Source organism: Methanosarcinales archaeon, assembly GCA_014859725.1.
In the GTDB taxonomy this organism is placed as follows: domain Archaea; phylum Halobacteriota; class Methanosarcinia; order Methanosarcinales; family Methanocomedenaceae; genus Kmv04.
Map to the genome: position 1 here is coordinate 1 of JACUTQ010000005.1, position 21,454 is coordinate 21,454.

Genomic DNA, 21,454 nt, shown 5'->3' on the forward strand with positions numbered 1-21,454 from the left:
TAACCTCGGGGCTATTACCCCAACAAGAGGTGCGCTATGGGCTCTACTCGACATTGGCAGCAGCGGCTTATTTAATTAAATAACCTTAAAAATATATTTCAGGTTGCTCCGGCACTTACCGGCATAACATCTAATCTAACATTCCCAAACCGCCGATTCAATCGAAAAGCGCCTGCCACCCCCCACACCACAAGAGCAGGCGGAGGCAGATCAGGACGGGCACCCGGACAGAGTGCAGGCGAGAAGGGGCGGCAAGAAATTACTTAACATATTCATAAAAAAGAGTCGATCGACTTATTACGTTCATTCAATTTTATTTTGAACCACATTTTATCTGCAAAAACCACAGATGAATTAATTTTAAGTTCTGGTGTTGACCAGTATTTTCTTTGTAATCGAAGTCCCTCATCAAGGGATACTAAATTAAAATCATATTTCTTATAAAATCTAATTGCACGAGTAGCACCCGACCAGGTGGGGGATTGGTACCCCGTGGAAGGCAAAGAATGTTATACTGCAGATGTTCCGGCCTTTATCTGGTACGGAAAAGTAAATATGAATCCACTGGTCTGGGTCAAAGCCAGGGATAAATATCATAACGGCAGTGGGAATATGCTCATCAAATTGCATTCCACAATAAAGATCGCAGATGTAGAAGGCAGGAAATTATCCCAGTCAGACCTGTTACGATGGGTTTCAGAAGCACCAATATTCCCTACTGCCCTTTTGCCAGGTGAGAATCTCAGGTGGGAAGAGATCGATTCTGATTCTGCACGGGTCATTGTAGAAGATCATGGCTTACAGGTTTCAGGAGTCTTTTATTTTAACAAAAAGGGACAGATAACCCGTTTTTTTACAAGTGACAGATTCAGGACAGTTGACGATAGACAGGTCAATGATCCATGGAATGGATTCAGGATATGGTCTTATATAAAATTTTAGTAGCATTCACGTTTTTTTCAAAATCCTTGATTTCTAAAAATTCCCGATAAAATATTTTAAAAGTTATATATTAAAATTGACTTGTTAAAATAATGTGTGCATAAGCACACATTATATATTTTGTTTAATCCCGTCTGATTAGCATCATTGATGCAATCAATCCGAGTGCTGCGAAGATAGATTCAAAACCAGGTGTATCATTGGATTCTGGCGTCTCTGTCTTTGTCGGTGTAGGGGCTGCATCAGCAACATCAGTTTCTTCTTTTATTGAAACTTCAGTCGTCCTGCCGCCAACCACCATTGGATCACCCTCATAACTCAATGCACTAAAGTTTAGCACACCATCGTTTGTGTTATGACAATCCGTGCATGAGTATGCATCAGTCTTATCAAGATTGATATTGTGCACACTTAATACTGGATATGCATCAAACAGGTACAATGAGTATGGACCTTTCTTTATGTATCCAATTGCCTCAAGTTCAGATTCATCTACTATATAGTCCTGATTACCAAGTCTATCTGCAGCCCAGAGAAGATCCCTGTCAATGCCCATCATCGTTGGATTCGAAGGATCGGACATGTTTGCATAGACCCATATTTTCATCTCAAATACATTTCCAACTGATATTTTTGCATCAGGGTCATTTCTAAATGCAGCTGGATCATTCATAAATGGATAGATTATGTAATCCTCATCACCATTAACTGGAAGCTGAGGTCCCCAATCTCCACCTACTTTTCCACGCCAGTAATACTTCACGACGTGTTCGTCAAATACATGTTTTGACTGAACAAATGCATTTTCAGTATCTACACCTGGATTTATATCATCAGATGTAAGTTGCGTCCAGTCATCTATTGAAATTCCAGCATTGGATTTACTGGAATGACATACCGTACATTCTAATGTAGCAGTGTGTTTATTGAGTATCGCATCCTCATGTGGTCCTTCATGGCATGCTGGGTCATCACATACTCTCATAGTCCCCATTGTGGAGTAATCAAAAGATGTGTCTGTAGTCCAGCCTCTTCCAAAATTATGAGTTAAACCACCAAGTTTTGGATCTGCATTGGGTGCACTTCCAGGTTCGTGACATAGTAGACAGGTATTATTTCCATATCCAGCATCTTTTGCCATTTGCTCAAATGCGGCATTACCGGCATGGACATCGTGACCAGTCGTAAATTCCATTCCACGCTTTATGAAATCCTCACCTTCAAGAGGTTCAATCTCACCATTTACAGTTCCGTCAGTTGTCGTTATATGGCATCCACTAAGACATGAAGTGTCTCCACGATATTGTCCTTCAGTTGGAGGTACCGGATTTGAATATTCATGACATGCTTCACATTGAATGTCATCTGCAGTTCCACTATTTGGAGTTAATCCACCGCCACCAACATGGCATCCACCAGTTCCACAATACTGGTCCCATTCATCGGCATCTGCTGTGAATATATCATTATTTTTCCATTCCGGGTTTACAGTATTCAATTTCTCTACATCGAGTTGAACTTCATTATTTGTAAAACCCATGAGCATTTCATTATACCCCATTCCTGGCGGCATGTTAAATGTCATAACCATATTCGGTAATCCACACCATTTATCATACATGCTTGAACCGTATGGCCAAGTACCCTCAAAAAAGCCAGTTCTTGCTTCAGGGGTTATCCCAGGCAATTGTGCATGGTATGACTGATTAATATCTTCTTTATAGTCATCACTTGCTGCAATTACATTGCCCGTTATTGAAATTATCAATATTGCAATTAATATTGGCACTTTGTAAATTTTCATTAAATCTCCTTCTGTCAGATTATATAGTTATAGTGTTTTTTCAAACAATCATGGCATAATTTGCCATGATTGAGAAATCATGGATAATATTTAACAGTTGTGTTTAGTTTTGTAAAAACCCCGCATTTGCAAGATGATAACATTGAATCCCAAAAACGATTGCGGGCCGTATCCAAAAGGACCGTGCTCTTATGCCGGCGGTCCCTGCTGAGCAGCATAAGCGTGAGCACTGCAAAGAGAAGGGAGCCGACCAAGCCTGCGTATTGTGCGGGCCCGAGGCCCACGTTCAATGGGGTTTTTGCAAGCCCCATGAGGTTGAGCTCATTCGTATCATCGATAGCATTCAGCCCCAGCACTGCAGCCAGGACGGTCAGGAATACGGAGGTCAGGGTCAGCTTTGACATGGAAAGCAGCCTGATTTCATTGAAAAGAAGGATAATCTCTGATTTTTACCTTTTTAAAAAAATCTCCATATTTCTTCCATAACCACCCATTCTATTTCATTACATCAACCAGTGCAACCCTTTCCAGGACAAGTTCTGGTATTTTATCTTCCCCTACTGCTTCAAGTTCAGCGGCAGTGATGTTGAATATTCTCAATAAATTCTCCTTTTTACTATCAGAATAATCCACTATAGAAGCATCTTCTGAATTCAAAAGATTCCTGATATCGAATACTGCCTCGTCTGACACATTTTCAGCAACCAGTACAATAGCTACTCGATTTTCTCCTCTCTTAACTCCCAAATTAATCGCCTTCTCTATTTGACGGCTGCCTGACGCATACAGCATAATTTCCATGCCCAGATTATTAGCTGTATTTTTTCCGGATTCGAATGACCTAATGGCTTTCTCTACAGCAAATTGTATATGCCTGACTCCTGACAGCAGGTCAGCATTCAGGGCCTGGACAGTTATAGTGTAACGGCTGGCAATATCTGATAGTTGTTTGATAAAAATATTATTATCTGTAATTTTGACTAAACCACTTATAATTACAATATTCATAATTTTATTACACCTCTTGCATTTTACCAATAATTATACATTTAATCATTAATAATATAGCCAAGAATGAGGCTGGAAATTCCATTCGGAAAGAAAAAATTAGATTTGAATATTCCAAAATCTAATTCAATAGAAGTTATAGTCCCTAATGAAATCCACGAAATTTCAGATCCTGATATCCAGATTGAAAATGCTCTGCAAAATCCCATAGGCAAAGAACGCCTTGGTAATACCTTAAAACCTACTGATAAAGTTTCTATAATTGTTAGTGATGCGACCCGTCCCGTCCCCACAGCCCTGATACTTAAACATCTTCTTAAGGAGATCCAGGCTTCCAATGTGGAAAATGAGAATATTTACATAATTTTCGGACTTGGCATACACAGGACCCAGACCGAAGAAGAGAAGATAAACATAGTCGGGGATGATGTATATCAACAATATCGGTGCCTTGACCATAACAGAGAACAATGCATCTATCTTGGAAATACCTCAAGAGGCACACCTGTGGAAATATTTCGGCTTGTAGCCGAATCCGACATCGTAATATGCACGGGAAGTATCGAACATCACTATTTTGCAGGATATACTGCCGGGTTAAAAGCATTGCTTCCAGGAGTAAGTTCCCGCCGCTCCATAGAAGCAAACCATGCACTGATGATCGAAGATGGGACCGGCCCTGGAAATCTGGATTGTCCTGTGAGAGCTGATCTTGAGGAAGCAGGAAATATGTTGGGTGTGGATTTTATTTTGAACGTGGTCTTAAACAGCAAAAAAGAGATCGTGCAGGCAGTGGCAGGTCATCCTATTAAAGCTCACAGGAAGGGGGCGGAGATAGTGGATACCTTAAACAAATATAGTGTGGAGCCTGCTGACATTGTTGTAGTATCCCCTGGTGGCTGGCCTAAGGATATTAATCTGTTCCAGTCCCATAAAGCACTGGAGAATGTAAAATCTGCTGTAAAACCTGGAGGGAGCATTATATTGATTGCACAGTGCCCCGAAGGTTTAGGAAATGATGTATATGAAGAGTGGCTAAATACAACATCTACTCCCCAGGAAGCTATTGAAAAGTTAAATAAGGGATTTATCCAGGGCGGGCATAAGGCCGCGCTTATTGGAAAAATGGCACTGGAGTTCGAGCTATATCTTGTTTCAGATCTTCCGGATGAAGTTGCCAGAAAATCATATTTTAATCCGGTATCAAGTGTACAGGAAGCATTTGATGATGCAACAGATCTTCATGGTACCAATTCCCGGGTAGTTGTTGTACCATACGGTGGGTCGACTATGGTTGTGGGAATAAATAAATCTTGAGTTAACAGTAACAATCCTGGATATTATTATTTACACATTCAAACTTCTGAAAATCTATATATATAATCAAGTTTTATAAATAATTATACTTGGGAATGGGAGTGTAAACGTGGTTAAGGCAAAACATTCTATATCAGATAACGAAATGAATGAACTATCAAAGATATTTGGCAAACGTGTAAACTTTAGCAAACGTGAACGCCACTATTATACCCATGATGTAGGAACCATGCCATCTTTGATAAAACCATTACTTGGAAGAGTAGAACCTGCCGCTATCGTTAAAATAGGTAGTGAAGAGGAAGCCATCAAGCTCTTTGAATTTGCAAACAAGTATCTCATACCCATTGTTCCAAGAGCGGGAGCTTCATCCGGGTATGGTGGGATCATTCCGACAAAAGGAGGGGTTATCGCCGATGTTACTCTAATGAATAAGATAATCGAAATTGATAAAGATAACCTGACAGCCACTGTGGGAGCTGGGATTATCTGGGAGCAGCTTGAGAGCAAACTGCGCTTGAAAGGATTGGCGCTAAAGGCAGTCCCGTCAAGCGCACCTTCATCTACAGTCGGGGGCTGGCTTGCACAGACCGGAATTGGTTACGGGAGTTATGAATACGGCTGGTCATATGATACAATGGAATCGGCAAGAGTCGTATTACCAACAGGAGAGGTGAAAGAGTTTTCTTCAGATGATCTTATTAATATCAGTGGTACGATGGGTACTACTGGTATTATCACACAGGTTAAGCTCAAAATTCGAAAATATGAACAGACATCTGCCACATCAGCCGAATTCCCAGATGCATCATCCATGAAAAATGCCATTAAAGCAGTAGGCGAGAAGAATATTCCTGTATGGGCGATCTCATTTTTAAATCCCAGCTGGGCAGACATGAAGAACAGAGCACCTTCAAAAACACATCACGGCCATCCCATAGACGAGCACCGCCCAATACTTCCAGTATCGTATATCTTAAACTTCGTATATCCCGAATCAAGAGATGTAAGTGGTCTTAGAGACGTGATAATAAACGCTGGTGGAACAGTCCTGCCGGATGAGATTGCCAAACATGAGACTGACGATTGGTACAGGTCCATGAAAGTAAAGCGGTTGGGTCCGTCCTTTGTTCCCGCTGAAGTGCTGGTGCCAGTGGACAGTATTGATAAAGTATTGGATGAGATTGAACGTAAAATCTCACTTCCTGTAATGGTTGAAGGGATGATATCTAATGATAACAGGGCTACATTGCTTTGCTTTATCCCGCACTCTGAACGATCGATCAGGTTCAACCTGGCATTTCCACTTGCACTTAGCATCATAAAGATTGCTCAAAACAACGGGGGAAGGATATACTCGTCAGGGTTATATTTTGCAAAGCAGGCTGAAAAAGTGTTTGGGGAACGTTTTACCCGGATTCAGGAATATAAGAAGCAGGTGGACCCGAATGGGATAATGAATCCTGAAACCCTGACTGGGAAAACCGTATTAAAAACCGGACTTTCTTTTGCACAGGCCTTTGAACCTGTGACGCGTTTTGTGGGCAACCGATCAGGTATCAAAAAGAAGGCAGAGTTCAAAGACGAAAAAGACATTCCGGGCGATATCATATCCCATGCCTTTACGTGTGCACAATGCGGTTATTGTGTAGGTGAATGCGACCAGTATTACGGGCGCGGCTGGGAATCCCAGTCTCCAAGAGGTAAATGGTTCTTTATCAAGGAATATCTAAAAGGGCATGAGAAACTTGACCAGGAACAGGTTAACACTTTCCTGGCATGTACAACCTGTGAGACCTGCGTGTTTAAATGCCAGCTAGACCTGCCCATAGAACCCGCATGGCTCAGGTTAAGACAGTTGTTTGTGGAAACACTGGGCAAGATGACCTTCCCGCCCTTTGAGATCATGGCAGCAAGCTTGCTCAAGGAACGAAACATCTGGGCAAGTTATCAGGACCAGAGGGATAAGTGGCTGCCCGATGACCTTAGAGGAAAGATAAAGGAAAAGGCTGATCATGCATACTTTGCCGGGTGTACTGCATCCCTTGTTGAGAAAGACATTGCCATAGGGACAGCACGCATGCTGGATGATGCGGGTGTGGAGTTTACTTACATGGGTGATGAGGAAGCATGCTGCGGAATACCCATGCTTGCAGCAGGAAAATGGAAAGTGTTTGAAATGATCATGAGAATGAACGTGGCCAACATGAAAAAGCGGGATGTTAAGACCGTGGTCACATCGTGTCCCGCATGCTGGCTGGTATGGCATACATTCTATCCTGACTGGGCAAGGAAACTGGGGATTGAATATAATTTTGAGGTCAAACATTATTCAGAAGTGCTGGCAGATCGACTGGATGTACTAAAGCCCAAGTTCAAGGTACCTATAAATAAAGTTGTCTCCTGGCATGATTCCTGCCATATAGGGAGAGCAGGTGGGATATACGAGCCTCCACGGGAATTAATTAAAGCCATTCCAGGTGTTGAATTCAGGGATCTGGAACACAACAGGGAACGCTCACACTGCTGCGGATCGGTGCTGTCACTTCTGGCAGACCCGCAGGTTGCCAGTATTATCGGGAGGATTAAACTTAATGAAGCCGTAGATGTTGGTTCAGATTTATTGCTTGCAGCATGCCCTTGCTGTCAGGTCCAGTTGCGGGTTTCAGCTCAAAAGAACAAAATACCTGTGGAAGTGCAGGACCTGGGCGCTGTGCTGGCACGCAGTCTTGGATATAATATACCTGATACTACAAACGATGCATTGGACGCCTGGGCGGTATTTGAGAAGATGATATTCCTGATGAGACCAGAAAACATGACAGACCTGATGATTGAGTTGCTACCGGAAATGATAGCTGCCATGCCGTCATACCTGCGAACAATGATGAAAACGGTCAAGTACGTACCTGGTATGGGTGCTGTGATGAAACCGATTATGCCAAGGATGATGCTGCTACTTATACCTTCATTGATGCCCAAAGTTATGCCAGATATGCTGGAAGCTGTTGGCAGGCGGATACCAATGCCAGATTATATGCAGGAGCAGCTGCCTGACCTTATGCCTAAGGCCATGGAGAATCTGATGCCAAATATGATGCCGCAGATTGCACCGCTTTTGACCCCTAAGATGATAGAGTATATTAAGATGCATTGAACTCTTCAGTTATTTGCTATCATTATCAGAAAATTATACAATATCAGGTATAATACCAGCAAGATAAGGGTAAATAGCAGACTTTCCTTCCATTCTTCATTCCAGTTGGCACCAAAAAATAGGCCGATTACAAATCCAATTGCGTGGGATATATATGCCACACTCCCCGGTTCTCCGGATTGAATAGAGATAAAATTAAAAACAAAGAACAAAATTGCCAGTGGTCCGATTGGTGAAAGGAACCTACCTGAAATACCGGGATGCCTGACAAGTAATACAACAGCCATTAAAGTAAATATGGCACCTGATGCACCGACCATATTTGATTGTGGATAAAATGGAATACTTATGATGAAGGTTAGAATTCCGCCTGTGAAAAATGCAACTCCCGTACGTAGCGGACCTACCTCTTCCTCAAGAAAAGTGCCGAACAAATACAGAAATAACATATTGCCTGCAAGATGAAGAAAATCAGAATGAATGAAAATGGCTGTTATTAATGTATAATAATTCCCGTTCATTAAAGCCATTAAACTAAAAGCAAGGTTTAGATTAGGATGGGTCCAGGCATACAGGCTTAAACCTATACATATCATTATCAGAAAAGATGTAATTCTCATTTTATATAGTGTCTAATTAAATGTTTTATCGAAAGTATTTCCTGCCCGTTCCATGACCTCTCCAAACAGGTCCATGCCTCCGGCATCCACTCCTACGATCAAAGGCCCGAACCTCTCAACCTCCAATACCCACACAGCCTCTGGCATTCCCAGCTCAAGCCAGTGTACACCCTTCACTTCTTTTATCATATCAACAGCCAGTGCAGCACACCCGCCCGTATATGCAAGGTATACGCACCGTCCTTCAAGAACAGGACCAATGTCCTTCATCCCGCCTTTGCCGATAATGGCCCTCACATTATAATTATCAAGTAGTGCCGGTGTCATCTCTGTCATCCTGGCACTGGTGGTTGGTCCGGCAGCCACCGCCTCCCAGCCGCCGTCGGCCTTCTGCATCAACGGACCGCAATGATATAATACCGCTCCATCCAGGTCAAAAGGAAGAGGCTTGCCTTCGTCGGTCAAATCCAATATTCGCATGTGTGCTTCATCCCGTGCAGTAAAAATAATGCCAGACAGGTACACAATATCCCCTGCATTAAGTTCCAGAATATCATAACTATCAAGGGGTGTAGTCAAATGGTGTTCAGTCATCCTCAGCCCTCAATATAACAGATGCATGCCTGTTGCCCCAACACTGGATATTCACGGCCACTGGTAGCGATGCGGTATGACAATATGCCTTCTCTACATGCACAGCCAGTGCAGTTGTCCTGCCACCCAATCCCATGGGTCCTATGCCTAACGAATTGATAGCATCCAGTATCATCTGCTCATACTCATCCATGTGGTCAAGATCCCGAAGCAGTGCACGCTTGGCAGACCTTGCCGATTTATCAAAACTACCTCCTATACCCACACCGACAACAATAGGTGGACAGGGCATACCACCTGAATTCAATACGGTCTCAACAATAAACTGCTTGATCATATCGATCTGGGTGGGTTTGAGCATCCTCAATGCACTCATGTTTTCGGAACCTGCACCTTTAGGAGCCACCGTGATCTTTATTGCATCCCCGTCCACAAAAGAATAATTGATATCTGGCAGCCCGTCTCCTGTATTATCCCCTGAGTTCTTTCTCGTTAGGGGGTCCACTGCATTTGGACGTAAGGGAACACTTAACGTTGCCTTTCTAACACCCTGTATGATGGCAGCATCCAGATCGAAATCAATACATACCTGCCTGCCGATCTCAACAAAGAATACCAGGATACCAGTGTCCTGGCACATTGGTATAGTCCTGCTGTTTGCTATTTTGATATTTTCAAGAATAGCAGATAATTGTGCTTTAGCAGTAGGATTGTCTTCTGACGTCGTGGCATTTTTTAAGGCAACAATGACATCATCAGGCAATTCGGTTTCTGCCCGTTTAATAATGTTTTCGACAGCATCTGATACTGTCTGGCTTTTCAGATCGCTCATAGTTCAAGTTTTGAGATACCCTGTTTTACAGCTTCTGCAGACCTGTCAAGCATAGCCCGCTCATCAGCTGAGAGTTTTAACTGGATGATTTCCTCAACGCCGCCTTTACCAAGTTTCGCAGGTACGCCCAGATATATGTCCTTATAACCGTACTGGCCTTCAAGATAGGCACAGGCAGGCAGGATGCGTTTCTGGTCTCTGATTATAGATTCCGCCATACTTGTAATGGCTGCTGACGGGGCATAGAAAGCACTGCCGTTCTTGAGCAACTCAACGATCTCGGCCCCGCCATTCACAGTACGCTGAACCAGTCTGTCTATGGTGGCTTTATCCATCAATTCTGTGATAGGTACTCCCGTTACCGTCGTATTCTTAGGTAGCGGTACCATTGAATCCCCGTGTCCTCCCAGGACCATAGCATCCACATTCCTGGCAGAACAGCCCAACTCCATTGCTACAAAAGTCGCGAACCTGCCAGAATCCAGCACCCCGCTCATGCCAAAAACCCTGTTGGATGGGAACCCGGTCTTTTTTAACACCACATATGTCATAATGTCCAGCGGATTAGTTACAACCATAACTATGGCATCTGGAGCATATTTTTTAATATTCTCACTGACATCGCTTACAATATCACGGTTTATCTTTACCAGGTCATCACGATTCATGCCCGGCTTTCTGGCGATGCCGGCAGTGATTATGACCAGGTCCGACCCTTCGATATCTGAATAATCGTTAGTACCAAGTACATTAGCATCAAAACCTAAAATTGGTCCTGACTGCATGAGATCAAGGGCCTTACCTTGCGGCATGCCTTTTATGATGTCCATTAATACCAGATCACCAAGTTCTTTTTCAGCGATCCTCTGTACAGTGGTTGCCCCCACGAACCCAGCACCGACGATTGTGATTTTTTTCAAGTTTTAATCCTCCAGTATAATATAACCTTTTATGCGTTATAGGTTATTATTCGTCGAATAGAGATGACAATTTCTATTTATGATGCCGTCTACTATGCTCTATCAGTTTTTCGGCATGCCTGGCTACTTCTTCGGGTGTTGGTGAGACCATGGCCGCTCCTGTAAGCACAGCAGCCTTTGCCACTGCTGCTGCAACTCTGGGCACCACTCGCCTGTCCAGTGGACCTGGCAGGATATGGTTTTCATCCAGTTCTGAATCGGTTATAATCCCTGCAAGGGCGTTGGCAGCTGCCATCTTCATCTCGATATTGATCCCTGTAGCTCTGGTATCAAGCGCACCCCTGAATATGCCAGGAAACCCCAGTACATTGTTAACCTGATTGGGATAATCAGAACGTCCCGTGGCCACCACCTTTGCACCGGCTTCCATTGCGTCTTCGGGCATGATCTCAGGTACTGGGTTTGCCATGGCAAAGATAATGGAATCTGCGGCCATGTTTTGAACCATCTCCTTAGATACAATATTACCCACAGACACTCCGATAAATACATCTGCGCCCTGAATTGCTTTATCCAAACCTCCCATCACCCCCCTCATGTTGGTAAGACCAGCCAGCAAATATTTCATAGAATTCATACCTTCCCTGCGTGACTGGCCTATGATGCCCCGGCTATCACATACCACCATATCCCTTACACCTGCTCTGATCAACATAAGAGCAATAGCTACCCCGGCCGCACCGGATCCGTTTATGACCACCCTTATATTACTGATATCCTTTCCCACTAACTTCAATGCATTAATTAGCCCGGCATAGACTACAATGGCAGTACCGTGCTGGTCATCATGAAATACAGGAATGTCCAGTCCACTATCAAGCCGCCGCTCGATCTCAAAACATCGCGGTGCGCTGATATCTTCCAGATTGATTCCGCCAAAAAAAGGAGCAATATGTTTTACTGTTTTTATGATCTCCTCTGTATCTTTGGTATCCAGACATATAGGGACTGCATCCACCCCTCCCAGAGACTTGAACAATATTGATTTACCTTCCATCACAGGGATGGCTGCAGAGGCTCCAATATCTCCCAGACCCAATACTGCCGATCCGTCGGTTACCACTGCCACAAAATTCCCTTTACTGGTATAAGTATAGACTTCATCCGGATTTGCCCGGATAACCCTGCAGGGTTCAGCTACTCCGGGTGTATAATCAACACTCAGATCATGCACATCATCAAGTGAGACCTTACTGGCTACTTCCAGCACTCCCTTGTGTAACTCGTGGACCTTTAATGATTCTTCGTAAATTGATTCGTTTTCTCCCATATGTCATCATCCCTTTTCATAGTATTTCTTTATTGCGTCTTCCATCGCTTTTTTATGCAACCGGGCAGAATTATGTATCCCTTCCCTGGTCCCTCTTGCAGCTCTGCAAGGATATTGTTGAACCAGTAAACCCGCTTTGGCTGGTGCATCAATTACGGGAACTCCTATCAGGTTCTTTGCCATCAACCATGTTGAACCACATGGAGCTCCTTTGATTACTTTTACTTCACTGATTTTATCGTCTCTGATTTTTATCTGAAGCCCCGGACATCCTAATCTGGTTGAGAACTCGTAAATTTCAGGATTTTTATCGCTGCAGATCGCACAGCATATATCCTCAACTAAAATCCTGGTATTATATTTTTTTGATATATCCCTCAAAAAATCCGGGTCCCCTGCGAGGGATCGCCCTCCAGGTATTATTACAGCCTTAGTTCCTGCCTGTGCCGCACGGTTAACTATCTCAGGAGTAATATCAGGATGAAGACTATATGTGATGACCAGATCCATACCAAATACATCATTGTCTAGTGCAAGATCATCCACAAAAGAGGCGGGATCTTCGATAAAATCAGGAAGTATGGAAGGTATCGAGTCGCTTTCAGTCATGAAATCAGTATATTTCTCAATTGTATCCAGTAAACGTGCGCCATATTTGCCCCGCGTAATTACTCCTATGGTGAGCATGAAGTAATATTATCCTGATGGAGGTTTAATATTTTGGGAAGAAATGACAAATATATATACCTTTACAAAAACTATTTATATGATTAATGTCAGACAGATAGCATACAACCGTCATACTTTTGTCAGACATACAGCAGACGAAGAGCAGACAAGCGTCATACATTCGTCAGACGCATGTCGGACAGATCTGAAAGGGAGGGAGTAAACCCATGCAAAGAGTAACAATAAGGCTCCCCGAGCAACAATTAAAAATGATCGATTTGATGGTCGACCAAGGAGAATTTCCGTCCGCGAGTGAAGCAATCAGGGCGGCTATAAGAGACCTGATAGATCAAAGAAGTGATAAAATCATCCGTAACCTTCAATTGTTGGAACGGATAGGAACAAAAATAAATGCATGAATAACCAGAGGGGATGTAAAATGCAAAATATTGTACAAGAAGCATTAAAAAACTCGGAAAAGGAAAACCTTGCCAGACAGAGTTTCCAGATCGAAGATATAGGAGAAGATTTCGGAGACCCTAAGATCGTAATAGTAGGATGTGGTGGTGCAGGTAATAACACCATAAACAGACTCTATAATATGGGCGTTAAGGGTGCAGAGACAATAGCAATCAATACGGACAAACAGCACCTTGAGATGATCCAGGCAGATAAGAAGATATTGGTAGGTAAATCACTAACAAGGGGCCTTGGCGCTGGCGGTTATCCTGAAGTGGGCCGCAGAGCAGCTGAACTTGCAAGAGGGACATTGGAAGAAGTCCTGAAAGGTGCAGACCTGGTATTTATCACAGCAGGCATGGGTGGCGGAACTGGTACTGGAACCGCACCAGTGATTGCTGAGATCGCCAAACAACACGACGCAATTGTAGTCGGAATGGTATCAAGCCCCTTCCGGGTAGAAAGAGCACGGGCAATTAAAGCAGAAGAAGGTTTGGAAGAATTAAGAAAAGCAGCTGATACAGCCATAGTTCTTGATAATAACAGGCTGCTGGATTATGTACCCAACCTGCCGATCGAGCAGGCATTTTCTGTGATGGATCAATTAATTGCCGAGACCGTTAAAGGTATCAGCGAAACTATTACTTCTCCATCATTGATCAACCTGGATTATGCTGACGTTAGGACCATTATGGGGTGCGGCGGCGTAGCAGTAATGCTGGTTGGAGAGGCCAGAAACCAGGATCGAGGCGACTCGGTGGTAAGAGCAGCCCTGAACCATCCACTGCTTGATGTAGATTACAGAGGTGCAACCGGATGTCTGGTTCACATAACAGGCGGACCTGATTTAACATTATCAGAGGCTGAAGAGGTTGCTGAAGCTCTAACATATGAACTTGACGATCGTGCAAATGTCATTTGGGGCGCAAGAATCAACAAGGAATATGAAGGTCGGGTACGTGTCATGGCTATCATGACAGGTGTTCAATCACCAAATATCCTGGGTCCACAGTCACAGCCCGTACGACACAGCGAAATGACAGGTATGCTTGATAGAAGACCTGTTGCACCAAGAAACAACGGTTCCATTATAGACGTAATCCCAATGCATTAAGTCAGGGATTAATCGGGCTGACAATTCCGTCAGCCTATTCTTTTTTTATTATCTAGTATACGTAGTTCGATACTTTTTTATATTTTAAACTTAATTATAAGAACCAATTATCTACTATTTGGTAGGAGATATTAATATGACCAGAAGGGATCGTTTTATTTGTTAAGAAAGACATTCGATTTTTAGATACTACGCTAAGGGACGGTGAACAAACACCTGGCGTATCGCTTTCTACTGAAGAAAAAGTTTTAATTGCTCGCAAGCTCGATGCCCTTGGTGTCGACACTATTGAGGCTGGCTCTGCTATTACTTCTGAAGGTGAGAGAGAATCTATCCGTGCCGTGGCAAGGGAAGGACTGGGCGCTGAGATATGTAGTTATTGCCGAGTCAGGAAAGAGGATATTGATTTTGCATTGGGCTGTGAAGTGGATTCAATCCATCTGGTGGTCCCGGTATCTGATCTTCATATCGAAAGCAAACTTAAGAAAGACCGGGAAACCGTTAAACAGATGGCTGTGGATACCACCGAGTATGCCAAAGATCACGGTCTCATTGTGGAATTAAGCGGAGAGGATGCCTCACGGGCAGACCTGGATTTCCTGAGATCACTATATGGTGCAGGGATCGACGCGGGTGCGGACCGGCTCGTTTTTTGTGATACGGTAGGTTTATTGGTCCCTGAGAAAGCTTATGAGATATTTAAGGACCTCTCAACACTTGACAGGCCGTTAGCAGTACACTGTCACAATGATTTCGGCCTGGCTACGGCCAATACGCTATCTGCATTAAGGGCCGGGGCTTCAGAGGCTCATGTAACTATAAACGGTATCGGTGAGAGATCAGGAAATACATCCCTTGAAGAGGTTGTAATGGGACTGGAAACCCTTTACAGCTACCAAACCGGAATTAGATGCAAGGAATTATACACCACCTCCAGGCTGGTCAGCAGACTTACAGGACTGCTCGTAGCACCGAACAAAGCTATAGTTGGAGGGAACGCATTCACCCATGAAGCTGGTATCCATGTACACGGCCTGATGGCTGATACTTCCACCTATGAACCTATCAAACCTGAAATAATAGGCAGGGAACGAAAGATCGTATTGGGCAAACATGCCGGAAAAAGTTCAGTGATCCTGGCCTTAAAAGAACTGGGTCTTGAAGTGAACAATGCGCAATTGGAAGAGATAGTGCTCAGGATAAAAGATCTGGGAGATAAGGGCAAGCACGTGACCGATGCTGATCTGGAGATCATTGCAGAGACAGTGCTGAATATAACCTCTGAATCAAAAGTCAAACTTGAAGAACTTACCGTAGTGTCAGGCAATAAAGTGACACCTACTGCTTCTATAAAGCTGAGGGTCAATGGTGATGAAATTGTGGAAGCAGGAATAGGAGATGGTCCGGTCGATGCTGCCATTTCAGCTATCCGCAAAGGTATTTCAGGCGTTGCAGACATCAGGCTGGAAGAATATCATGTGGATGCAATAACAGGAGGTACTGACGCTTTGGTAGAGGTCTGGGTCAAACTCAGCAGGGATGGTAAATTTATTACAGCCAGAGGTGCCAGGACAGATATTATAATGGCTTCTGTGGAAGCAGTCATTGAAGGTATAAACCGGCTGATGAAATGACCTTATTATAATAACATTAAAGTAGGAAAACATTTCACCTGAATACGTTAAACTATGGATTAATAAAAAATGTACGCAAATAACAGTCGGAGGAACTTGTAGATGGGAAAAAAAACAAGAATGACCGGGGCTAGAGCCCTTATCGAATCTCTGTACGCCGAAAAAGTGGATGTGATGTTTGGATATCCCGGCGGTGTACTGCTACCCATCTATGATGAGCTTTTCGATTCAGATATCAAACATATACTTGTCAGGCATGAACAGGCAGCTGCACATGCGGCTGACGGGTATGCCAGGGCAACAGGTAAAGTGGGTGTGTGCCTGGCTACTTCAGGGCCCGGAGCTACTAATCTGGTAACAGGTATAGCCAATGCATACATGGATTCTGTACCGATGGTTGCCATCACGGGCCAGGTCCCCAGATCAATGCTGGGGAATGATGCCTTTCAGGAAGCAGATATCACAGGGATCACACTTCCGATTACCAAACATAATTATCTTGTCCAGGATGTGGAGGACCTGCCCCGAATAATTAAGGAAGCATTCCATATTGCATCCACGGGAAGACCTGGGCCTGTACTTGTCGATATTCCTAAAGATGTTACCACGGACGAACTTGATTTCAAATATCCGGATGAAGTAAATCTTCGCGGGTACAGGCCAACAAAATCAGGTCATAAACAGCAAATAAAAAGAGCAGCCCAAGCCATTGCCAAAGCTAAAAAACCTGTGCTTTACGTCGGTGGGGGCATCATTATTTCCGACGCCAGCCCCGAACTGCTTGAACTGGCAGAGACGATAGAGGCACCTGTTACCACAACTCTGTTGGGTAAAGGTGCTTTTCCTGACACTAATCCCCTGTGTGTAGGGATGCCGGGAATGCACGGGACCAAGTACGCTAATTTTGCGATCCAGGAATGCGACCTTTTGATTGCTGTGGGGGTCAGGTTCGATGACAGGGTCACGGGCAAGATAGATTCGTTTGCTCCCAATGCAAAGATTATTCACATTGACGTGGATCCTGCAGAGATCAGCAAGAACGTACGGGTAGATATCCCTGTTGTTGGAAATGCCAAATCCATATTAAAATTGCTTATTGAATTCGTTAAAGAGATACTGCAAGGTAATGTCAATACCAAAGAGTGGCATAAGAAATGGGAAAAATGGAAAAAAGAGTATGTTCTTCATTACATCCCTGATGATAAATTAAAACCTCAATATATCATTGAACAGATAAGTGAGATGTACCCTGATAGTATTATTGTAACAGAAGTGGGCCAAAACCAGATGTGGGCGGCCCAGTATTTTAAATTCACCAAACCAAGGACATTCATATCTTCAGGGGGCTTAGGTACCATGGGATATGGTTTCCCGGCAGCCATGGGAGCAAAGATGGGACAACCCGATAAGATTGTGTTTGATATTGCAGGGGACGGTTCGTTCCAGATGAACAGCCAGGAACTTGCTACTGTGGTCCAGAACGAAATCCCGGTCATTGTAGCCATTTTGAATAATGGATTTTTAGGAATGGTCAGGCAGTGGCAGGAATTATTCTTTGAGCGGAGGTATTCCCACACATGCATTGACGGCAGCGTGGATTTTGTCAAACTGGCAGAAGCATACGGAGCACTGGGTCTGAGGGTTACCAAACCTGATGAGGTCAGGCCGGCATTAAAAGAAGCCGTGGATTCAGGCAGGCCCACTGTTATAGATTTTGTTGTCGAGAAGGAGGAAAACGTCTCCCCGATGGTTCCGGCAGGTGCGGCTATCAATGAGATCCTTGACCTGGAGGTCAAAGAATGAAACATACACTTGCTATTTTAGTTGAAAATAAACCAGGTGTACTGACAAGGGTTGCAGGATTGTTCAGCAGAAGAGGATATAATATTGAAAGTCTGGCTGTGGGTGTCACAGACAATCCGGAGATTTCCAGAATGACCATTGTAGTCAAAGGTAATGACCATGTTCTTGAACAGGTGTCAAAACAATTGAACAAGCTTATAGACGTCATCAGGGTCAGTGACCTGGAACCTGATGAGACTATAGAGAGAGAACTTGCATTTTTCAAGGTAAAGGTGGATAAAGGAAACCGTTCCGAGATCATGCAGATCGTGGATGTGTTCAGGGCCCAGATCGTGGATGTTGGTGTTAAGAGTCTTATAGTGGCAGTTACCGGAACTGATGATAAGATCGAAGCCATTGAACAGCTTTTGCGAAATTTTGGCATTATCGAAGAAGCTCGAACCGGTAAGATAGCAATGAACAGGGGTGCCAAGATAGTAAAGCAGGATTAATAGCCTATCCCATAATTATTAGTAAAATTCATCTAAAATTTAGAATGTCAAGTACAGGAGAGTTAATAAATGGTAAATATGTATTACGATTCGGATGCCGATCTGGGTATCCTGAAAAACAAGACCATAGCCGTCATTGGTTATGGAAGTCAGGGTCATGCACAGGCCCAGAATCTTAATGATTCAGGCGTGAATGTGGTTGTAGGACTCAGGAAAGACAGCAATTCATGGGCACAGGCTGAAGCTGATGGATTGGCTGTAATGACTCCAGCAGAAGCTGCAGACGCAGCAGATATTATCCAGATGCTGGTACCAGATGAGATCGCGGCAGGGATCTATGATGCCGAGGTTGCACCTAATCTCAAATCAGGAGATGCATTGTGTTTTTCACATGGATTCAATATTCACTACAACCAGATCGTACCTCCCAGCGATGTGGATGTGTTCATGGTAGCCCCAAAAAGCCCTGGACATCTGGTAAGGCGAACATATACCGAAGGAAACGGAGTACCAGGACTATTGGCAGTCTATCAGGATGCTACGGGAAATGCTAAACAGACAGGGCTTGCCTATGCAAGAGGTATCGGATGTACAAGAGCAGGTGTAATTGAGACCACGTTCCTGGAAGAGACCGAAACAGACCTGTTCGGTGAGCAAGTAGACCTGTGCGGTGGTTGTGCAAGCATGATCAAAGCATCTTTCGAGACCCTTGTCGAAGCGGGATACCAGCCTGAGATTGCATACTTTGAGACCTTGCATGAATTGAAACTTATTGTTGATTTGATCCATGAAGGCGGGCTTGCAAGGATGTGGTATTCTGTGTCCAACACTGCAGAATATGGCGGCATGACAGTTGGACCTAAGATAATTAATGAGCAATCAAGGGCAGCAATGAAGGAAGCTCTTAACAGGATCCAGAATGGTGAATTTGCAAAGGAGTTTGTGCTTGAGGGAAAGGCCAATAGACCTGTATTGAAGGCTTTGGAAAGGCAGGAGCATAACCATCCTATTGAAGTGGTAGGCAAGGAACTCCGCGCAATGATGCCATGGCTAAATCCTGATAAATAATACTTTAAGGGGTACTAATACCCCTTTTCATAAACCTGCTAAGAGATCATCAAGGCTTGTTAATTCTTCTTTTGTAGTTGTGATTTTCACATGAATGTATTTAAATTCAGGAATGCCATCTGAAGTCTCATCAGATACCAGTGCATTGGACCAGGGACTATTAACCATAAACCCGATACCTTTTTGCTCACTCTTAGGTGAAGCATGGGCTTTTACAACCACACTTCCCCAATTTGATTTAAGAAAAACATTGGATTCATTGCTAATACCCATACGCTTCATCTCTGCATTATCAAGAATAATCACCGCAGACATTTCCCTGCATTCCATGCCAAAACGATCTTCTTCACATATTGAAGCCTGGAATACATCCCGGTGTGTGACAACAATAATATCATACTCTGGGGCTTTAATAAATTTTCCAATATCGACAGCCATCAGTCCAACTCCTCTATAATCCGCCTGATAATTAATTCATCAGACATGCAACTACTTTCAATCAAAGAAGAAATTTTCTGTGTTTGGCCGTCTAATCTGATGGCAGTTCCACCGACTTCAATACCTGAAACCGAGCATGGAATTGTAATATCTGCTACTTTTGATGTCAGGTTCATGCATGGGTCTATCAATATTACGGGAATATTTTTCAATCTCTTTGAAACAGATGTTGGAAGACTTGTCAATGGGTCAGACCCCACTATTACAGCAGCATCTGCCCCATTCTTAAGCTGTTCAATGACAGAAAATTCAATACCGGATCTGATCCCTTCATTTGCGAATTTGACTCTATGCACGAATCCTGTCTTTTCAAACATGTTATGATTAAAACCCCGCATATTGAAATGGCCTGCCATGGGGATCAAATAGAAATTTGAAAACTCATTTAGTTTATTTATCAATTCGAGCAAAAGCTGCATCTGGGATTTTATGGAATAGATCAATCCTAACCCTACAAATATTACTCCAAATTCAGCCTTTTTCAATATGGCAGCCAATTCCAGAATTCTTTTTATGTCAAATTCATAATCCAACTTTGGGACCCTGCCAGACAGTCCATCCATCAGACCTTTAATAAATTCAGCATCACCTTTAGCAGGTATCATATAGAACTTATCCTTGCAGATCTTTGCGGTCCTGGACTGCCTGACATCTATGCAGATTGCGGTCCTGTCCTCCTCATATCCCCTCTGTCGCATCTCCCCTCTTGGATAATATGAATATTTGGACAGGTGGCGAGGATGCGAACTCATGGGATCAGCACCCCAATACATTATCACATCTGCTTTTTCCCTCACATCTTCCAGTGTGCATGCAGGAAGATTGTTTGTTATAATTTCATTAATGGTTAATCCCTGGCAAAAAGATGACGTGGAATCAATGACAGCACCCAGGGTATGTGCCAGTTCTATGCCTGCGCACTGGGCTTCTGATGTGGAATTACTCCAGCCATACAATAGAGGATGTTCGGATTCTTTTAACATCCTGACTGCCTGGCTGATGGCTTCTGAAATATCTGCATCTACCTGATTGATGGTAGATCTTGCAGGATGTTTGCACCCGAATAATCTTCCTTTGCCCTTCAGACATGCATTTTCTACTTTTTCGATTTTATTGTTGTTGATAATAACCTGGATGTCCTCACATAAAAGAGCGCATCCGGTGCAGGTCCAGGTAACTGAATGCTCCATAATA

At 43.5% G+C, this 21,454-nt stretch carries 20 protein-coding genes; 10 read left to right on the forward strand and 10 right to left on the reverse strand.

Annotation, left to right across the window (positions count from 1 at the left end):
• Positions 1-492: 492 nt before the first annotated feature.
• Complete coding sequence (locus IBX40_00940) at positions 493-942, forward strand: hypothetical protein (protein MBE0522896.1); 450 nt, start codon at positions 493-495, stop codon at positions 940-942.
• A gap of 124 nt (positions 943-1,066) precedes the next feature.
• Here IBX40_00940 and IBX40_00945 read toward each other — a convergent pair whose 3' ends face one another.
• The gene (locus IBX40_00945) at positions 1,067-2,746 is read right to left on the reverse strand and encodes a hypothetical protein (GenBank protein ID MBE0522897.1); all 1,680 of its coding nucleotides are present in this window, start codon (positions 2,744-2,746) and stop codon (positions 1,067-1,069) included.
• 191 nt (positions 2,747-2,937) lie between these two features.
• Between IBX40_00945 and IBX40_00950 the strand changes: the two genes are divergently transcribed.
• The gene (locus IBX40_00950; protein ID MBE0522898.1) at positions 2,938-3,147 is read left to right on the forward strand and encodes a hypothetical protein; all 210 of its coding nucleotides are present in this window, start codon (positions 2,938-2,940) and stop codon (positions 3,145-3,147) included.
• A gap of 94 nt (positions 3,148-3,241) precedes the next feature.
• On the opposite strand, the gene IBX40_00955 is transcribed toward IBX40_00950, so the two are convergent.
• Positions 3,242-3,754: a hypothetical protein gene (locus tag IBX40_00955; GenBank protein ID MBE0522899.1), complete on the reverse strand. Its 513-nt coding sequence runs from the start codon at positions 3,752-3,754 to the stop codon at positions 3,242-3,244.
• Between the two features lie 66 nt (positions 3,755-3,820).
• On the opposite strand from IBX40_00955, the gene larA reads away from it, so the two are divergent.
• Both larA and IBX40_00965 read left to right on the forward strand, forming a co-directional pair.
• Positions 3,821-5,071 (forward strand): nickel-dependent lactate racemase, encoded by a 1,251-nt coding sequence (gene larA / locus IBX40_00960; protein ID MBE0522900.1) that lies wholly within the window; start codon positions 3,821-3,823, stop codon positions 5,069-5,071.
• Positions 5,072-5,216: 145 nt separating this feature from the next.
• Complete coding sequence (locus IBX40_00965; GenBank protein MBE0522901.1) at positions 5,217-8,228, forward strand: FAD-binding oxidoreductase; 3,012 nt, start codon at positions 5,217-5,219, stop codon at positions 8,226-8,228.
• A gap of 5 nt (positions 8,229-8,233) precedes the next feature.
• Here IBX40_00965 and IBX40_00970 read toward each other — a convergent pair whose 3' ends face one another.
• The 6 genes from IBX40_00970 to IBX40_00995 all read right to left on the reverse strand — a co-directional run bounded on the left by IBX40_00970 (position 8,234) and on the right by IBX40_00995 (position 13,211).
• On the reverse strand, positions 8,234-8,848 hold the full coding sequence (locus tag IBX40_00970) for a rhomboid family intramembrane serine protease (protein ID MBE0522902.1): 615 nt from the start codon (positions 8,846-8,848) through the stop codon (positions 8,234-8,236).
• A 12-nt stretch (positions 8,849-8,860) separates the two neighbouring features.
• Positions 8,861-9,442 carry a fumarate hydratase C-terminal domain-containing protein gene (locus IBX40_00975; GenBank protein MBE0522903.1) on the reverse strand — a complete coding sequence of 194 codons (582 nt, stop codon included), beginning with the start codon at positions 9,440-9,442 and terminating at the stop codon, positions 8,861-8,863.
• A complete protein-coding gene (locus IBX40_00980) occupies positions 9,435-10,274 on the reverse strand; it encodes a fumarate hydratase (protein ID MBE0522904.1) in 840 nt (279 codons plus the stop codon). The genes IBX40_00975 and IBX40_00980 overlap by 8 nt, the downstream gene beginning before the upstream one ends.
• Positions 10,271-11,194, reverse strand: a complete 924-nt coding sequence (gene mdh / locus IBX40_00985; protein ID MBE0522905.1) for a malate dehydrogenase — start codon at positions 11,192-11,194, stop codon at positions 10,271-10,273. The genes IBX40_00980 and mdh overlap by 4 nt, the downstream gene beginning before the upstream one ends.
• A 73-nt stretch (positions 11,195-11,267) precedes the next feature.
• The gene (locus IBX40_00990; GenBank protein MBE0522906.1) at positions 11,268-12,524 is read right to left on the reverse strand and encodes an NADP-dependent malic enzyme; all 1,257 of its coding nucleotides are present in this window, start codon (positions 12,522-12,524) and stop codon (positions 11,268-11,270) included.
• A 6-nt stretch (positions 12,525-12,530) separates the two neighbouring features.
• Positions 12,531-13,211 (reverse strand): hypothetical protein, encoded by a 681-nt coding sequence (locus IBX40_00995; GenBank protein ID MBE0522907.1) that lies wholly within the window; start codon positions 13,209-13,211, stop codon positions 12,531-12,533.
• Between the two features lie 209 nt (positions 13,212-13,420).
• On the opposite strand from IBX40_00995, the gene IBX40_01000 reads away from it, so the two are divergent.
• The 6 genes from IBX40_01000 (at position 13,421) to ilvC (ending at position 19,762) form a co-directional block, all read left to right on the forward strand.
• Positions 13,421-13,612 (forward strand): type II toxin-antitoxin system ParD family antitoxin, encoded by a 192-nt coding sequence (locus IBX40_01000; protein ID MBE0522908.1) that lies wholly within the window; start codon positions 13,421-13,423, stop codon positions 13,610-13,612.
• Positions 13,613-13,632: 20 nt separating this feature from the next.
• Complete coding sequence (gene ftsZ, locus IBX40_01005) at positions 13,633-14,766, forward strand: cell division protein FtsZ (GenBank protein ID MBE0522909.1); 1,134 nt, start codon at positions 13,633-13,635, stop codon at positions 14,764-14,766.
• Between the two features lie 149 nt (positions 14,767-14,915).
• Complete coding sequence (locus tag IBX40_01010; GenBank protein MBE0522910.1) at positions 14,916-16,400, forward strand: 2-isopropylmalate synthase; 1,485 nt, start codon at positions 14,916-14,918, stop codon at positions 16,398-16,400.
• A 102-nt stretch (positions 16,401-16,502) separates the two neighbouring features.
• Entirely contained in the window at positions 16,503-18,203 is a 1,701-nt protein-coding gene (locus IBX40_01015; GenBank protein ID MBE0522911.1) for an acetolactate synthase large subunit, read from the forward strand.
• Positions 18,200-18,694 (forward strand): acetolactate synthase small subunit, encoded by a 495-nt coding sequence (gene ilvN, locus IBX40_01020; protein ID MBE0522912.1) that lies wholly within the window; start codon positions 18,200-18,202, stop codon positions 18,692-18,694. Before IBX40_01015 ends, ilvN begins: the two co-directional genes overlap by 4 nt.
• A 69-nt stretch (positions 18,695-18,763) precedes the next feature.
• Positions 18,764-19,762, forward strand: a complete 999-nt coding sequence (gene ilvC, locus IBX40_01025) for a ketol-acid reductoisomerase (protein MBE0522913.1) — start codon at positions 18,764-18,766, stop codon at positions 19,760-19,762.
• 27 nt (positions 19,763-19,789) lie between these two features.
• Here ilvC and IBX40_01030 read toward each other — a convergent pair whose 3' ends face one another.
• Together IBX40_01030 and IBX40_01035 are read right to left on the reverse strand one after the other, a co-directional pair.
• On the reverse strand, positions 19,790-20,200 hold the full coding sequence (locus tag IBX40_01030; GenBank protein ID MBE0522914.1) for a formylmethanofuran dehydrogenase: 411 nt from the start codon (positions 20,198-20,200) through the stop codon (positions 19,790-19,792).
• Complete coding sequence (locus IBX40_01035) at positions 20,200-21,450, reverse strand: formylmethanofuran dehydrogenase subunit B (protein ID MBE0522915.1); 1,251 nt, start codon at positions 21,448-21,450, stop codon at positions 20,200-20,202. The genes IBX40_01030 and IBX40_01035 overlap by 1 nt, the downstream gene beginning before the upstream one ends.
• Between the last annotated feature and the right edge of the window lie 4 nt (positions 21,451-21,454).

Excerpts from the sequence above, each read along its gene's own strand:
- IBX40_00945 (MBE0522897.1), bottom strand. The coding sequence starts at position 2,746 with ATGAAAATTTACAAAGTGCCAATATTAATTGCAATATTGATAATTTCA.
- IBX40_00950 (MBE0522898.1), top strand. The coding sequence starts at position 2,938 with ATGCCGGCGGTCCCTGCTGAGCAGCATAAGCGTGAGCACTGCAAAGAG.
- IBX40_00955 (MBE0522899.1), bottom strand. The coding sequence starts at position 3,754 with ATGAATATTGTAATTATAAGTGGTTTAGTCAAAATTACAGATAATAAT.
- larA (MBE0522900.1), top strand. The coding sequence starts at position 3,821 with ATGAGGCTGGAAATTCCATTCGGAAAGAAAAAATTAGATTTGAATATT.
- IBX40_00965 (MBE0522901.1), top strand. The coding sequence starts at position 5,217 with ATGAATGAACTATCAAAGATATTTGGCAAACGTGTAAACTTTAGCAAA.
- IBX40_00970 (MBE0522902.1), bottom strand. The coding sequence starts at position 8,848 with ATGAGAATTACATCTTTTCTGATAATGATATGTATAGGTTTAAGCCTG.
- IBX40_00975 (MBE0522903.1), bottom strand. The coding sequence starts at position 9,442 with ATGACTGAACACCATTTGACTACACCCCTTGATAGTTATGATATTCTG.
- IBX40_00980 (MBE0522904.1), bottom strand. The coding sequence starts at position 10,274 with ATGAGCGATCTGAAAAGCCAGACAGTATCAGATGCTGTCGAAAACATT.
- IBX40_00990 (MBE0522906.1), bottom strand. The coding sequence starts at position 12,524 with ATGGGAGAAAACGAATCAATTTACGAAGAATCATTAAAGGTCCACGAG.
- IBX40_00995 (MBE0522907.1), bottom strand. The coding sequence starts at position 13,211 with ATGCTCACCATAGGAGTAATTACGCGGGGCAAATATGGCGCACGTTTA.
- IBX40_01000 (MBE0522908.1), top strand. The coding sequence starts at position 13,421 with ATGCAAAGAGTAACAATAAGGCTCCCCGAGCAACAATTAAAAATGATC.
- ftsZ (MBE0522909.1), top strand. The coding sequence starts at position 13,633 with ATGCAAAATATTGTACAAGAAGCATTAAAAAACTCGGAAAAGGAAAAC.
- IBX40_01015 (MBE0522911.1), top strand. The coding sequence starts at position 16,503 with ATGGGAAAAAAAACAAGAATGACCGGGGCTAGAGCCCTTATCGAATCT.
- ilvN (MBE0522912.1), top strand. The coding sequence starts at position 18,200 with ATGAAACATACACTTGCTATTTTAGTTGAAAATAAACCAGGTGTACTG.
- ilvC (MBE0522913.1), top strand. The coding sequence starts at position 18,764 with ATGGTAAATATGTATTACGATTCGGATGCCGATCTGGGTATCCTGAAA.
- IBX40_01030 (MBE0522914.1), bottom strand. The coding sequence starts at position 20,200 with ATGGCTGTCGATATTGGAAAATTTATTAAAGCCCCAGAGTATGATATT.
- IBX40_01035 (MBE0522915.1), bottom strand. The coding sequence starts at position 21,450 with ATGGAGCATTCAGTTACCTGGACCTGCACCGGATGCGCTCTTTTATGT.